Here is a 12,209-nt window from a genome sequence, read left to right on the forward strand (position 1 = left end):
GCTGCTGTCATTCCCGCGCAGGCGGGAATCCATTAGTGAATTTCGGCTGCCTTATTGATTTTCTGTTTTCCTGTTGCCTTGTGGTGGATTCCCGCCTGCGCGGGAATGACGGCAACAGCGTAGTTCAGGTTTTCAGACGACCTTTTTAGAAGGCAGGTCGGATTCTTGAATCCGACAAAATATCCGGTGTTCCGGTGTTTCAGTTCCAGGTGTCAAAACATCAGATTTAAGAATCCGACCTACGTTTTTCAGACGGCCTATCAACCCTTCGCGCCCGAACGCCTGCCCAACGCCCACTGCATCACGTTCAGCGCAAGCAGGATGACAAACGAAATCATCAACATAAACAACGCTACTGCCGACGCGCCCTGTACGTCGAACTGTTCCAACTTGCCCGTAATAATCAGCGGCAAGATTTCGGAAACCATCGGAATGTTGCCCGCGATAAAAATCACCGAACCGTATTCCCCCGTTGCCCGCGCGAACATCATGCCAGCGCCGGTCAAGAGTGACGGCGTGATTTCCGGCAGCAGCACGCGGCGGAACGTCGTGAAGCAGTTTGCCCCCAAAGTTGCCGCCGCTTCCTCATATTCGCCCGACAATTCCTCCAATACCGGCTGCACGGCGCGGACGATAAAGGGCAGGCTGACGACAATCAGCGAAATCCAAATGCCGACGGGCGTAAACGCGATTTTGATACCCAAAGGCTCGAAAAAACGGCCTATCCAGCCGTTGGGCGCATACAGGGTCGCCAACGCGATACCCGTAACCGCCGTCGGCAGCGCAAACGGCAAATCGACCAGCGCGTTCGCCAGACCCTTGCCCGGGAATTCATAACGCACCAATACCCACGCCACCAGCGTGCCGAACACGACATTGGTCAGCATCGCATAAAACGACATCCGCAAACTCAGCCACACCGCCGCCAACACGTTCGGCTCGGCAATCGTGTTCCAAAAGCCGCCCCAGCCGATTTCCGCCGCTTTCGCCGCCATCATCGCAAACGGCAAGACCACAAGCAGCGACAGGCACAATACGGTCAGCCCGAGGCTGAGTTTGAAGCCGGGAAGGACACCGGGTGTTTTGAGCAGTAACATGGTCGGTAAGGGTGGAAAATAAAGGCATTACTTTAACGATGCCGTCTGAAAAACGGAAAGAATGGAAAGTTTGGTACAAAGACGAATTTGTTATAAAGCGGTTGGCAGTTTCTCAAGCGGGCGCGATGTTCTAAAATAACGCCTTGTTTTGACGGAAAACCATCATATAAAGGAACACTTATGCAGATTTTATCTTTTCAGGCGGACATTGCGGAACGTATGCTGGAGGGCACGGAAGGCGAGTCGGTCAACGAAAACGCACAATTCGTCCGCACGGACAACGGTTATTGGATTGCGTGGCATGACGGCGTGGCGGCACTGCTTGCGCCCGATACGCCGCCGGGCATTCCCTGTTTTTGGGTGGAAGGCGCGGAAAGCCTTGAAGAGTTGTGCGCCATGGTGGAACGCGGCGAGTTTGACGAAGTGGAAGAGTTTGACGGTGATGACGTCGCGTGGCTTGAAGCGGCTAAAGGTTGCGGACACCACGGCGACGCTTGCGCCTGCGGATATTGATTCGGATTTCCCGTAAAAAATGCCGTCTGAAATGTGTTCAGACGGCATTTTGTCGGTTTGCGGCTTATGCGGCAAAACGTTTGGCGACTTCGTCCCAGTTGACGATTTCCCAGAAACCTTTCAGGTAGTTGGGACGGCTGTTGCGGTAGTCGATGTAATAGGCGTGTTCCCACACGTCGCAGGTCAGCAGCGGCGTGTTTTCAGTGGTCAGCGGAGTTGCTGCGTTGGAAGTGGAAACCAAATCCAATCCGCCGGCAGGGGTTTTCACCAGCCATGCCCAACCGGAGCCGAAAGTACCGGCAGCGCAAGCGGAGAATGCTTCTTGGAATTTCTCGAAGCTTCCCCATTTGGCGTCGATGGCGGCGGCCAGTTCGTCGGCAGGTTTGCCTTGACCTTTGGACGTGAAACCCAGCCAGTAGAAGGTGTGGTTCCAAGTTTGTGCCGCGTTGTTGAACACGCCGCCCGAAGATTTTTTCACAATCTCTTCCAAAGGCAGGTTTTCAAATTCGGTGCCTTTGATTTGATTGTTCAGGTTGGTGATGTAGGTTTGATGGTGTTTGCCGTAGTGGAATTCCAAAGTCTCTTTGCTCAGATGCGGGGACAATGCGTCCAGTTCATAAGGCAGTTGCGGCAGCTTATGTTCCATTTTGTGCTCCTAATATTGTTTTAAATGTTGTATTTTGGCAGTGTGCTGCAAATAGCTCGGCAGCGCACATATTTTACCTGTTTTGAGGGATGGAAACCAATTAAACCTGCTTTACGCTATAATAGAAGATTGCAATTTCGGCACGACAGATAGGATGTACCATGAACGATTACACAGCCATGCCGTCTGAAGACCGTGAGATCGGCGCATTGTCGCTGCCTCCACATTCGATGGAGGCGGAACAATCCGTTTTGGGCGGGTTGATGCTGGAAAATCCGGCATGGGACAGGATTGCCGATGTGGTTTCGGGAGAGGATTTCTACCGGCATGAACACCGCCTGATTTTCCGATCCATTGCCAAATTAATCAATGAGAGCCGTCCCGCAGATGTGATTACGGTTCAGGAAGATTTGCAGCGGAACGAAGAATTGGAAGCGGCAGGCGGATTTGAATATCTGATTACGCTGGCGCAAAACACCCCGTCTGCCGCCAACATCCGCCGCTATGCCGAAATCGTGCGCGAGCGTTCCATCATGCGCCAGCTCGCCGAAGTGGGGACGGAAATCGCACGCAGCGCATACAATCCGCAAGGCAGGGACGCGGGTCAGCTTTTGGACGAGGCGGAAAACAAAGTATTCCAAATCGCCGAAAGCACGGCCAAATCCAAGCAGGGCTTTTTGGAGATGCCCGATTTGCTGAAAGAAGTCGTACAGCGCATCGATATGCTCTACTCGCGCGACAATCCCGATGAAGTTACTGGAGTGCCGACGGGGTTCATCGACCTCGACAAAAAAACCTCGGGTCTGCAGCCCGGCGACCTGATTATCGTCGCCGGTCGTCCGTCTATGGGTAAGACCGCCTTTTCGATCAATATTGCGGAACACGTTGCCGTAGAGGGCAAGCTGCCCGTTGCCGTCTTCTCGATGGAGATGGGCGGTGCGCAACTGGTCATGCGTATGCTCGGCTCGGTCGGACGGTTGGATCAAAGCGTCTTGAAAACAGGCAGGTTGGAAGACGAACATTGGGGGCGTTTGAATGAGGCAGTCGTCAAACTTTCCGACGCGCCTATGTTTATTGACGAAACCCCGAATCTGACCGCCCTCGAGCTGCGCGCCCGTGCCCGCCGTCTCGCCCGTCAATTTAACAATAAGCTTGGATTGATCGTCATTGACTACCTGCAACTGATGGCGGGATCCGGCCGTTCCGACAACCGAGCTTCGGAGCTGGGAGAGATTTCACGTTCGCTTAAAGCGTTGGCGAAAGAATTGCAGGTTCCTATCATCGCTTTGTCTCAGTTGAGCAGGACGGTCGAATCGCGTACCGACAAACGCCCGATGATGTCCGACCTCCGCGAATCCGGTGCTATCGAGCAGGATGCCGACCTGATTATGTTTATGTACCGCGACGAATACTACAACCAAGACTCGCCCATGAAAGGCCTTGCCGAATGTATCATCGGTAAACACCGTAACGGCCCGGTCGGAAAAGTTTTCCTGACATGGATGGGGCAGTTTACCAAATTCGACAATGCTGCCTATATTCCCGAGGAGGCAAAGATAGAAGATTAAATGGCTATATAAAAATTTATTAGGCGAAATCAGGCAAAATCGTTTAAAATCATGCTTAGAGATTGCCCTAAAAAATAAAACGCGGTCTTGAGGCATTTTTGCATTAAGACGGCATATAATTGAAAATACATTACCAGTTAACGTCCTATTGCTTATGTGTACACGAAAACAACAAGGTTTCACGCTAATAGAGCTGCTCATCGTGATGGTCATTGCAGCCATTATGGCGATGATAGCCCTCCCCAGTATGAGCCGGTGGATTGCATCGCGCCGCATTGCCAGTCACGCGGAGCAGGTTGCCAACCTTTTGCGTTTCTCCAGGGGCGAAGCCGTCCGGCTCAATCTCCCTGTCTATATCTGTCCTGTTCAAGTTAAAAAAGACGGTACGGTCAACAACCAATGCGACTTCAGTAAGAAGGGGCAGGGAATGTTGGCTTTCGGCGACAAAAACGGCAATAAGGCATATGACGGCGATGCTGCGGATGTTTTTCTCCGCAGCGTGGTGTTGAATGATGCCGACGACAGCCGGATTAATTATGCCTTCAACCATATCGCTTTCGGTCAGACACAGCCGACTGCCGACCGTGTTGTTTGGACTTTCAACCAAAACGGGGCATTCGGCTATTCGTCCGATCAGAATCTCACGCGCACTTCCAGATTTGTTTACTCTGACGGTTATATCCAAATCGTGTTGACAGATGCGAAGGCGGTTTCTGCCGATGAAAAGAAATTCCGTTCGGCAGTGGTTTTGATTGACGGCAGCGGCAGGGTTGAGGTTTGTCCTAGAAACGATACGCGCGCCGTATGCCAACGTCAATGACTGTTTTAGTCGGTTTGGGAAATAAAAAATGAAGAATAATGATTGCTTCCGCCTGAAAAATCCCCAGTCCGGTATGGCGCTGATAGAAGTTTTGGTTGCTATGCTCGTTCTGACCATCGGTATTTTGGCATTGCTGTCCGTGCAGTTGCGGACAGTCGCTTCCGTCAGGGAAGCGGAAACGCAAACCATCGTCAGCCAAATCACGCAAAACCTGATGGAAGGGATGTTGATTAATCCGACCATTGATTCGGACAGCAACAAGAAAAACTATAATCTTTACACAGGGTCGTACACCCCCGCTTCCTCCGACGGCGATTTCACGCTTAATAATTTGAAAAGCAAGAAGGATTTGGCAAAAGCCCAGTTGGACAGGTTCGGTTATGAATTGAAAAATGCCTTGCCGGATGCGGCAGCCATTCATTACGCCGTCTGCAAAGATTCGTCGGGTAACGCGCCGACATTGTCCGACAGCGGTGCTTTTTCTTCAAATTGCGACAATAAGGCAAACGGAGATACTTTAATTAAAGTATTGTGGGTAAATGATTCGGCAGGGGATTCGGATATTGCACATACGAATCTTGAAGCGAACGGCGACAATATCGTATATACCTATCAGGCAAGGGTCGGAGGTCGGGAATGAAACGTAAAATGCTAAACGTACCAAAAGGCAGTTATGATGGTATGAAAGGTTTTACCATTGTTGAATTTCTGGTTGCGGGCCTGCTCAGTATGATTGTCCTGATGGCGGTCGGATCGAGTTACTTTACATCCCGGAAATTAAATGATGCGGCAAACGAGCGTCTTACCGCGCAACAGGATTTGCGGAATGCGGCAACATTGATTGTCCGCGATGCAAGAATGGCAGGGGGCTTCGGTTGTTTCAATATGTCCGAGCATACTACAACTGATGTTGTTTCCGATACGACGCAACAAAATTCTCCTTTTTCCTTAAAAAGCAAAGGCATAGATAAACTTATCCCCGTAGCGGAATCTGGAAATATCGGTTATCCGGGTTTTACCCAATCCGGTAAGGCATTGATTTTCCAATACGGTATCGACGATGCTAATGCAAACGCCGCGACTACCGTCGTCAGCAGTTGTGCCGCAATATCAAAACCGGGCAAGCAAATCTCTACATTAGAAAATGTAAAAAAAGAATTGAAGATTCCGGATACGGATAACAGGCAAGATGGCAATATTGCGCGTCAAAGGCATGAGGTCAATGCCTATGCGGTCGGCAAGATTTCTGATGAGGAGGGTTTGTTCCGCTTCCAATTGAATGATAACGGCGGGTGGGGTAATCCCCAGTTGCTCGTGAAAAAGATTACCCATATGAATGTGCGGTATATCTATGTTTCCGACTGCCCTGAAGATGAAGATGTCGGCAAAGAGGAAAAATTCAAATATACGGATAAATTTGACAGCTCCAAAGGTGCTGTTACGCCCGCCGGGGTGGAGGTTTTATTGAATAGCGGTACCGATGCCAAGATTGCCGCTTCTTCAGACAATAATATTTATGCTTACCGTATCGATGCGACAATACGCGGGGGAAATGTATGCGCAAACAGAACGCTTTGACGGGAATCCCGACTTCTGACGGACAGAGGGGGTTCGCACTGTTTATCGTGCTGATGGTTATGATCGTCGTGGCCTTTTTGGTTGTAACTGCCGCGCAGTCTTACAATACCGAGCAGAGGATCAGTGCCAACGAATCAGACAGGAAATTGGCTTTGTCTTTAGCCGAGGCGGCTTTGCGGGACGGCGAATTTCAGGTTTTGGATTTGGAATATACTACGGACAGTAAGGTTACATTTAGCGAAAATTGTGAAAACGGCCTGTGTACCGCAGTGAATGTGCGGACAAATAATGATAATGAAGAGGCTTTTGACAATATCGTGGTGCAAGGCAAGCCCACCGTTGAGGCGGTGAAGCGTTTTTGTCCTGCAAATTCTACCAACCTGTGCATTGACAATAAAGGGATGGTATATGGGAAAGGTACGGGAAGCGTCAGCAAAATGCCGCGTTATATTATCGAATATTTGGGTGTGAAGAACGGTCAGAATATTTATAGGGTTACTGCCAAGGCTTGGGGTAAGAATGCCAATACCGTGGTCGTCCTTCAATCTTATGTAAGCAATAATGATGAGCAATAAAATGGAACAAAAAGGGTTTACATTGGTTGAGGTAATGATAGTCGTCGCGATACTCGGCATTATCAGCGTCATTGCCATACCTTCTTATCAAAGTTATATTGAAAAAGGCTATCAGTCCCAGCTTTATACGGAGATGGTCAGTATCAACAATGCTTTCAAACAGATTATTTTGAAAAATCCCGGGGAAAGTAATCAGAACCTTGAAACGGAACTGAAGAAGTTTGCGCCGGCTTATAGGATGAACCCGAAAATTGCCGAAAAATATAGTGTTTCGGGGGAATTTGTCGATGCGGCAAAATCAAGGGCATACAGGTTGGTCGGCGTTCCGAAGGCGGGGACGGGTTATACTTTGTCGGTATGGATGAACAGCGTGGGCGACGGATACAAATGCCGTGATGCCGCTTCTGCCCGAGCCTATTCGGAGACTTTGTCCGCGGATGCCGGCTGTGAAGCTTTCTCTAATCGTAAAAAATAGGGCTGTTTTGCCAATGCCGTCTGAAAATCAATGTTCAGACGGCATTTTTTACGGACATTTTGAAATGAATTATGTCATCAACCATCCTAAGATGCCTGACGAGCCGACCCCTATCAATACGGTAGGCAACATAGAAAAGCGGCAGGCTGCCAAGGCGGTTAACGCGATGGCGATAAGTTCGTGCGGCTTGTCGGATACGAAATAGGGGGCAATGACGGAAATCAGGACGCAGCCCGGCGCGGCTTCCATAATGGTTTGGGCGCGGCGGCTTAGGGTTCGGTTACGCAGTGCGAAAAAGCCGATCAGCCGGGTAGAGTAGGTAACGGCAAGCATACAGGAAAACAGCAGGAATGGTGGGAACGACAATAAATCTTTCATTTCCACCCACTCCAAAAATAAGCGGACAACAAGCCGGACAGTGCGCCGGCAGGAACATACCACGCGCCGTCAACGGTCAGGTAAACGGCGGATGCAACAATCAGGCTGACAAACCATGGTCTTGATGCGGAAAAACTTTTCCACATCCCTCTCAATAAAACCAGAAATACGGCAGGAAACGCCATACCGAATCCCCAAGCGTCCACATTGCCGAACACGGGTCCTACTGCCGCGCCGAATGCGGCAAATCCTATCCAAGTAATGTAGAGGATAAAGCATACGCCCATATAAAAAGGCATATTGAATGCGGGCAAACCTGCTGCTTTCCGCTTTTGGATTTCGGAGAATGCCATCGCCCAGCTTTCATCACACATAAAAAACAGTGCGGGCACGGCTTTTTTCAGCGGTATTTCTTTTAGGTGCGGGGCAAGTGCCGCCCCCATCAGGATATGCCGAGAATTAATCATAAAGGTTACGGTGGCGATAAGCAGTATCGGCAGAGGTTCCGCCCACAGGTTGACCGTGGTAAATTCGGAGCCGCCGGCGAAGTTCATACCGGTCATCAGCAACATTTCCAGCCAAGTCATACCTTTTTGCCCACCCTGCATACCGAGTATTAATGCCCAAGGCAAAAGCCCAATCAGCATAGGCGAACTTTCTTTGATGCCGCGTATAAATTCGTTATGCGGGGAAGGTGTGTGCATAATGTTCGTCTTCATAACCGGAAGGGCGGGTATTATACATTGGCAACGGATTTCAAAACAAAACCGATTTGCCGTGTTTCAGCGTAAACACGGCTTGTGTATAATCTCCCATCTTTGAAACTGGCCGTATGCAGGAGCAAGACGATGAATATTGAAGTAGAAATGAAAGTGTTGGACGAGAGGATGGCGGATTTTATCCCTGCCTATGCGACGGCGGGTTCTGCCGGTTTGGACTTGCGCGCCTGTTTGGATGAGGAAGTCGTTTTGCAGCCGGGCGAAACGTTGCTTGTGCCGACCGGTTTGGCAATTTATTTGGCCGATCCTTCATATGCCGCCGTTTTGCTGCCCCGTTCCGGCTTGGGGCATAAACACGGCATTGTTTTGGGCAATTTGGTCGGTTTGATCGACTCCGATTATCAAGGGGAATTGAAGGTGTCGTTATGGAACAGAAGCAGCGAGCCGTTTACTGTCAAGCCGTTTGAGCGTATCGCGCAGATGGTTATCGTGCCAATCGTGCAGGCGCATTTCAAACGTGTCGAAGAATTTGTCGGAAGCAGCCGGGGTGAGGGCGGTTTCGGCAGTACGGGTTTGCATTGAATATAAAATGCCGTCTGATGGGTGCCGTCAGGTTCAGACGGCATATCTTCCGATATACCGACAACCGGAGAACATTATGAATACCTTACTTAACCAACTCAAACCCTATCCCTTTGCCCGACTGCGTGAAGCGATGCAGGGCATTTCCGCGCCCGAAGGCGTGGAAGCCGTCCCCCTTCACATCGGCGAACCGAAACATCCGACACCGAAAGTCATTACAGATGCGCTGACCGCCTCATTGCATGAGTTGGAAAAATATCCGCTGACGGCCGGTTTGCCTGAACTGCGTCAGGCGTGTGCGAACTGGTTAAAACGCCGTTATGACGGCTTGACGGTCAATCCGGATAATGAAATTCTGCCGGTTTTAGGCAGTAGGGAGGCGTTGTTTTCTTTTGTTCAAACCGTGTTGAACCCTGTTTCAGACGGCATCAAACCCGCAATTGTCAGCCCGAATCCCTTTTATCAGATTTATGAAGGTGCGACACTTTTGGGCGGCGGTGAAATCCATTTTGCTAATTGCCCCGCGCCGTCTTTCAATCCGGACTGGGGCAGCGTTCCCGAAGAAATTTGGCACCGCACCAAGATGGTATTTGTTTGTTCGCCCAACAACCCCAGCGGCAGCGTGCTGGATTTGGATGGCTGGAAAGAAGTTTTTGATTTACAGGATAAATATGGTTTCATTATTGCCTCGGATGAATGCTATTCCGAAATCTATTTCGACGGCAACAAACCTTTGGGCTGCCTGCAAGCCGCTGCACAGTTGGGTCGAAGCAGACAAAAACTGCTTATGTTCACCAGTTTGTCCAAGCGGTCCAATGTTCCGGGCCTGCGTTCCGGTTTTGTCGCTGGCGATGCCGAACTGCTTAAAAACTTTCTGCTTTACAGAACCTATCACGGCAGCGCAATGAGCATTCCCGTGCAGCGCGCAAGCATTGCCGCTTGGGATGACGAACAGCACGTTATCGACAACCGCCGTATGTATCAGGAAAAATTTGAGCGCGTTATTCCCATTTTGCAACAGGTATTTGACGTTAAATTACCGGATGCCTCGTTTTACATCTGGTTGAAAGTCCCCGATGGCGACGATTTGGCATTTGCACGCAATTTATGGCAAAAAGCCGCTATCCAAGTATTGCCCGGACGTTTTTTGGCACGGGATACCGAACAGGGCAATCCTGGGGAAGGTTATGTGCGTATCGCTTTGGTTGCCGATGTCGCAACTTGTGTCAAAGCTGCGGAAGACATAGTTTCACTGTATCGGTAAAGAATAAAAAATGCCGTCTGAACTTTTCCTGACGGCATTTTTTAACACCATCAAGATGTATTTATTATAACGGTATTTGCACCACAATTAATTGGCTTGCCTGAGGATGCTTTTAAATCTAAAATTCCGACGTTTTACACTATACCGAGCAGATTATGTTTTTTGTCCTTTCCCCTGCGAAAAACCTTAACGAAAAAGACCCTGCCCCTGTCAGCGAGTTTACCCAACCCGACCTGCTGGCAGAGTCCGAAATTCTAATGCAGCAGCTGCGCGAGCTTGCTCCGCAACAGATTGCCGAACTGATGCACGTTTCCGACAAAATTGCCCTCTTAAACGCGCAGCGCAATGCAGAATGGCACACGCCGTTTACGCCGGAAAACGCCAAACAGGCGGTCTTTATGTTCAACGGCGATGTTTACGAAGGTATGGATGCAAACACATTGAATACCGATCAAATACAATATCTGCAAAACCATGTCCGTCTGCTTTCTGGTTTGTACGGTCTTCTGCGCCCATTAGACCTAATGCAGCCCTACCGCCTGGAAATGGGAACGCCCTTCGCCAATTTGCGCGGCAAGAATTTGTATGAGTTTTGGGGCGACATCATTACCAACCTTTTAAATGATACGCTTGCCCAAGCAGGCAGCAATACGCTTGTCAACCTTGCCTCACAGGAATATTTCAAGTCCGTCAACACGAAAAAACTTCGGGTGCGGCTGATTACCCCGATATTTAAAGATGAGAAAAACGGCAAATATAAAATTATCAGTTTCTATGCCAAGCGCGCACGCGGATTAATGGTGCGCTATGCGGCAGAACACAATATTACCGATCCTGAAATGCTGAAAAATTTTAATTACGAAGGCTACGCATTCAATGATGCGGCTTCCAATGAAAGCGAATGGGTGTTTATGCGTTCGGAACAAATAAAGTGAAAACAATAAATTAAGTATTTTCCGAAAAAAGTGCTTGGCAAAATGTATAAACTTCATTATTATTCCTACTCTTCAAGAAGACGGAAGCGTGGCAGAGCGGTTTAATGCAACGGTCTTGAAAACCGTCGAGGGTTGATAGCCCTCCGTGAGTTCGAATCTCACCGCTTCCGCCATTTCTTGAGAGTAGAACCAAATAAGAATGCAATAGTAGCAAATATTGTATTTTTATTTGGTTTTACTGCATTATCGGAAACGTGGCAGAGAGGCTGAATGCAGCGGACTCGAAATCCGCTGAGGGTGCAAATCCTCCGTGGGTTCGAATCCCACCGTTTCCGCCAGAAAACATAACCGCCCTGAATCAGGGCGGTTCTTTTTTGTTCAAGTTGTGTCAATTACTATATAAAAATCATCGATTTACCCTGATTTTTCGTAACGCCCTGCAACAAACCGCAATCGGCAGACGCTTTTTATTAATGTTTTATGGTATTAATTTGTATGGTCATTTTTTGGAATGGGAACTTACCATAATGGTTAAAGCCGTTACTCCGTTTAATCCTGTTTGGGTCAGGGATGCGGGGAAGGCGGGTTTTATCAAGCCGCGCGTTTTGATGTGAGAATGCCGTCTGAAATCATTGTTTCAGACGGCATTGTTATTGCTGATGCGGCTTTATTCGCAATTCAGATTGCGGGTTTTTTCTGCAAACGAATCCATAGCGATTTGGCACATTTGCTTACGCTGTCCCAAATCGGCGGCAGGCAGGGCTTGGAATAGGAATTTGGTGTTGTTGCGTGCGAAATCTGCTTTGTTTCCGGCTTTGTTGTAACAGGTCTCGGCGCGTTTGAAATATTGTTGGCAAATCGGAGGCAGCTCGTCCATAGTCAGGGGTTTGCTCTTATGCATACCGTGTGCGGATGCAGGAAGGGCGGTTGCCAAAAGGATGCTAATCAGGATGGTTGGAATAGCTTTCATATTATTGTCTTTCCGTAGGGTCAAAACTAAAGATTATATGATTTATATCCAATGGGTGCGGCGTTTAATCATAATCAGGCAGATAGGAA

General features: G+C 49.1%; 15 protein-coding genes and 2 tRNA genes. 12 read left to right on the forward strand and 5 right to left on the reverse strand.

Annotated features, from left to right (window positions below; all coding sequences use genetic code 11):
- Nucleotides 1–260: 260 nt before the first annotated feature.
- Nucleotides 261–1,097 carry a sulfate ABC transporter permease subunit CysT gene (gene cysT, locus ACNAU7_RS00935; protein WP_416299861.1) on the reverse strand — a complete coding sequence of 279 codons (837 nt, stop codon included), beginning with the start codon at nucleotides 1,095–1,097 and terminating at the stop codon, nucleotides 261–263.
- Nucleotides 1,098–1,277: 180 nt separating this feature from the next.
- Between cysT and ACNAU7_RS00940 the strand changes: the two genes are divergently transcribed.
- Complete coding sequence (locus tag ACNAU7_RS00940; RefSeq protein WP_416299863.1) at nucleotides 1,278–1,610, forward strand: hypothetical protein; 333 nt, start codon at nucleotides 1,278–1,280, stop codon at nucleotides 1,608–1,610.
- 64 nt (nucleotides 1,611–1,674) lie between these two features.
- Here the strand turns inward: ACNAU7_RS00940 and ACNAU7_RS00945 are convergent, their stop codons facing one another.
- Nucleotides 1,675–2,256, reverse strand: a complete 582-nt coding sequence (locus ACNAU7_RS00945) for a superoxide dismutase (RefSeq protein ID WP_416299865.1) — start codon at nucleotides 2,254–2,256, stop codon at nucleotides 1,675–1,677.
- 161 nt (nucleotides 2,257–2,417) lie between these two features.
- Here ACNAU7_RS00945 and dnaB point away from each other — a divergent pair, with 161 nt between their 5' ends.
- From dnaB to ACNAU7_RS00975, 6 genes are all read left to right on the forward strand, one after another.
- Nucleotides 2,418–3,824, forward strand: coding sequence for a replicative DNA helicase (gene dnaB, locus ACNAU7_RS00950; RefSeq protein ID WP_416299867.1), 1,407 nt, complete (start codon nucleotides 2,418–2,420; stop codon nucleotides 3,822–3,824).
- Nucleotides 3,825–3,978: 154 nt separating this feature from the next.
- Nucleotides 3,979–4,644, forward strand: a complete 666-nt coding sequence (locus ACNAU7_RS00955) for a GspH/FimT family pseudopilin (RefSeq protein ID WP_416299869.1) — start codon at nucleotides 3,979–3,981, stop codon at nucleotides 4,642–4,644.
- Between the two features lie 28 nt (nucleotides 4,645–4,672).
- On the forward strand, nucleotides 4,673–5,284 hold the full coding sequence (gene pilV / locus ACNAU7_RS00960; protein WP_416299871.1) for a type IV pilus modification protein PilV: 612 nt from the start codon (nucleotides 4,673–4,675) through the stop codon (nucleotides 5,282–5,284).
- The gene (locus ACNAU7_RS00965; protein ID WP_416299873.1) at nucleotides 5,281–6,222 is read left to right on the forward strand and encodes a PilW family protein; all 942 of its coding nucleotides are present in this window, start codon (nucleotides 5,281–5,283) and stop codon (nucleotides 6,220–6,222) included. The genes pilV and ACNAU7_RS00965 overlap by 4 nt, the downstream gene beginning before the upstream one ends.
- The gene (locus ACNAU7_RS00970) at nucleotides 6,201–6,797 is read left to right on the forward strand and encodes a pilus assembly PilX family protein (RefSeq protein ID WP_301669785.1); all 597 of its coding nucleotides are present in this window, start codon (nucleotides 6,201–6,203) and stop codon (nucleotides 6,795–6,797) included. Before ACNAU7_RS00965 ends, ACNAU7_RS00970 begins: the two co-directional genes overlap by 22 nt.
- A gap of 1 nt (nucleotide 6,798) precedes the next feature.
- Nucleotides 6,799–7,272: a PilX family type IV pilin gene (locus tag ACNAU7_RS00975; protein ID WP_025457170.1), complete on the forward strand. Its 474-nt coding sequence runs from the start codon at nucleotides 6,799–6,801 to the stop codon at nucleotides 7,270–7,272.
- A gap of 69 nt (nucleotides 7,273–7,341) precedes the next feature.
- Here the strand turns inward: ACNAU7_RS00975 and ACNAU7_RS00980 are convergent, their stop codons facing one another.
- Both ACNAU7_RS00980 and ACNAU7_RS00985 read right to left on the reverse strand, forming a co-directional pair.
- The gene (locus tag ACNAU7_RS00980; protein ID WP_416299876.1) at nucleotides 7,342–7,650 is read right to left on the reverse strand and encodes an AzlD family protein; all 309 of its coding nucleotides are present in this window, start codon (nucleotides 7,648–7,650) and stop codon (nucleotides 7,342–7,344) included.
- Nucleotides 7,647–8,354 carry an AzlC family ABC transporter permease gene (locus tag ACNAU7_RS00985; protein ID WP_416299878.1) on the reverse strand — a complete coding sequence of 236 codons (708 nt, stop codon included), beginning with the start codon at nucleotides 8,352–8,354 and terminating at the stop codon, nucleotides 7,647–7,649. The genes ACNAU7_RS00980 and ACNAU7_RS00985 overlap by 4 nt, the downstream gene beginning before the upstream one ends.
- 144 nt (nucleotides 8,355–8,498) lie before the next feature.
- Between ACNAU7_RS00985 and dut the strand changes: the two genes are divergently transcribed.
- The 5 genes from dut (at nucleotide 8,499) to ACNAU7_RS01010 (ending at nucleotide 11,488) form a co-directional block, all read left to right on the forward strand.
- On the forward strand, nucleotides 8,499–8,951 hold the full coding sequence (gene dut / locus ACNAU7_RS00990; protein WP_416299880.1) for a dUTP diphosphatase: 453 nt from the start codon (nucleotides 8,499–8,501) through the stop codon (nucleotides 8,949–8,951).
- Between the two features lie 76 nt (nucleotides 8,952–9,027).
- A complete protein-coding gene (gene dapC, locus ACNAU7_RS00995; RefSeq protein WP_416299882.1) occupies nucleotides 9,028–10,215 on the forward strand; it encodes a succinyldiaminopimelate transaminase in 1,188 nt (395 codons plus the stop codon).
- Nucleotides 10,216–10,370: 155 nt separating this feature from the next.
- Entirely contained in the window at nucleotides 10,371–11,150 is a 780-nt protein-coding gene (yaaA, locus tag ACNAU7_RS01000) for a peroxide stress protein YaaA (protein WP_416299884.1), read from the forward strand.
- 82 nt (nucleotides 11,151–11,232) lie between these two features.
- Nucleotides 11,233–11,323, forward strand: a tRNA-Ser gene (locus tag ACNAU7_RS01005).
- 75 nt (nucleotides 11,324–11,398) lie between these two features.
- A tRNA-Ser gene (locus tag ACNAU7_RS01010) sits at nucleotides 11,399–11,488 on the forward strand.
- Between the two features lie 329 nt (nucleotides 11,489–11,817).
- Here the strand turns inward: ACNAU7_RS01010 and ACNAU7_RS01015 are convergent.
- On the reverse strand, nucleotides 11,818–12,120 hold the full coding sequence (locus ACNAU7_RS01015; RefSeq protein WP_107862445.1) for a hypothetical protein: 303 nt from the start codon (nucleotides 12,118–12,120) through the stop codon (nucleotides 11,818–11,820).
- Nucleotides 12,121–12,209 lie beyond the last annotated feature (89 nt).

The organism is Neisseria sp. LACPHL-SPEC-2024-00856 (assembly GCF_047915665.1).
GTDB classification, from domain to species: Bacteria; Pseudomonadota; Gammaproteobacteria; order Burkholderiales; family Neisseriaceae; genus Neisseria; species Neisseria polysaccharea.

Excerpts from the sequence above, each read along its gene's own strand:
- cysT (WP_416299861.1), bottom strand. The coding sequence starts at position 1,097 with ATGTTACTGCTCAAAACACCCGGTGTCCTTCCCGGCTTCAAACTCAGC.
- ACNAU7_RS00940 (WP_416299863.1), top strand. The coding sequence starts at position 1,278 with ATGCAGATTTTATCTTTTCAGGCGGACATTGCGGAACGTATGCTGGAG.
- ACNAU7_RS00945 (WP_416299865.1), bottom strand. The coding sequence starts at position 2,256 with ATGGAACATAAGCTGCCGCAACTGCCTTATGAACTGGACGCATTGTCC.
- dnaB (WP_416299867.1), top strand. The coding sequence starts at position 2,418 with ATGAACGATTACACAGCCATGCCGTCTGAAGACCGTGAGATCGGCGCA.
- ACNAU7_RS00955 (WP_416299869.1), top strand. The coding sequence starts at position 3,979 with ATGTGTACACGAAAACAACAAGGTTTCACGCTAATAGAGCTGCTCATC.
- pilV (WP_416299871.1), top strand. The coding sequence starts at position 4,673 with ATGAAGAATAATGATTGCTTCCGCCTGAAAAATCCCCAGTCCGGTATG.
- ACNAU7_RS00965 (WP_416299873.1), top strand. The coding sequence starts at position 5,281 with ATGAAACGTAAAATGCTAAACGTACCAAAAGGCAGTTATGATGGTATG.
- ACNAU7_RS00970 (WP_301669785.1), top strand. The coding sequence starts at position 6,201 with ATGCGCAAACAGAACGCTTTGACGGGAATCCCGACTTCTGACGGACAG.
- ACNAU7_RS00975 (WP_025457170.1), top strand. The coding sequence starts at position 6,799 with ATGGAACAAAAAGGGTTTACATTGGTTGAGGTAATGATAGTCGTCGCG.
- ACNAU7_RS00980 (WP_416299876.1), bottom strand. The coding sequence starts at position 7,650 with ATGAAAGATTTATTGTCGTTCCCACCATTCCTGCTGTTTTCCTGTATG.
- ACNAU7_RS00985 (WP_416299878.1), bottom strand. The coding sequence starts at position 8,354 with ATGCACACACCTTCCCCGCATAACGAATTTATACGCGGCATCAAAGAA.
- dut (WP_416299880.1), top strand. The coding sequence starts at position 8,499 with ATGAATATTGAAGTAGAAATGAAAGTGTTGGACGAGAGGATGGCGGAT.
- dapC (WP_416299882.1), top strand. The coding sequence starts at position 9,028 with ATGAATACCTTACTTAACCAACTCAAACCCTATCCCTTTGCCCGACTG.
- yaaA (WP_416299884.1), top strand. The coding sequence starts at position 10,371 with ATGTTTTTTGTCCTTTCCCCTGCGAAAAACCTTAACGAAAAAGACCCT.
- ACNAU7_RS01015 (WP_107862445.1), bottom strand. The coding sequence starts at position 12,120 with ATGAAAGCTATTCCAACCATCCTGATTAGCATCCTTTTGGCAACCGCC.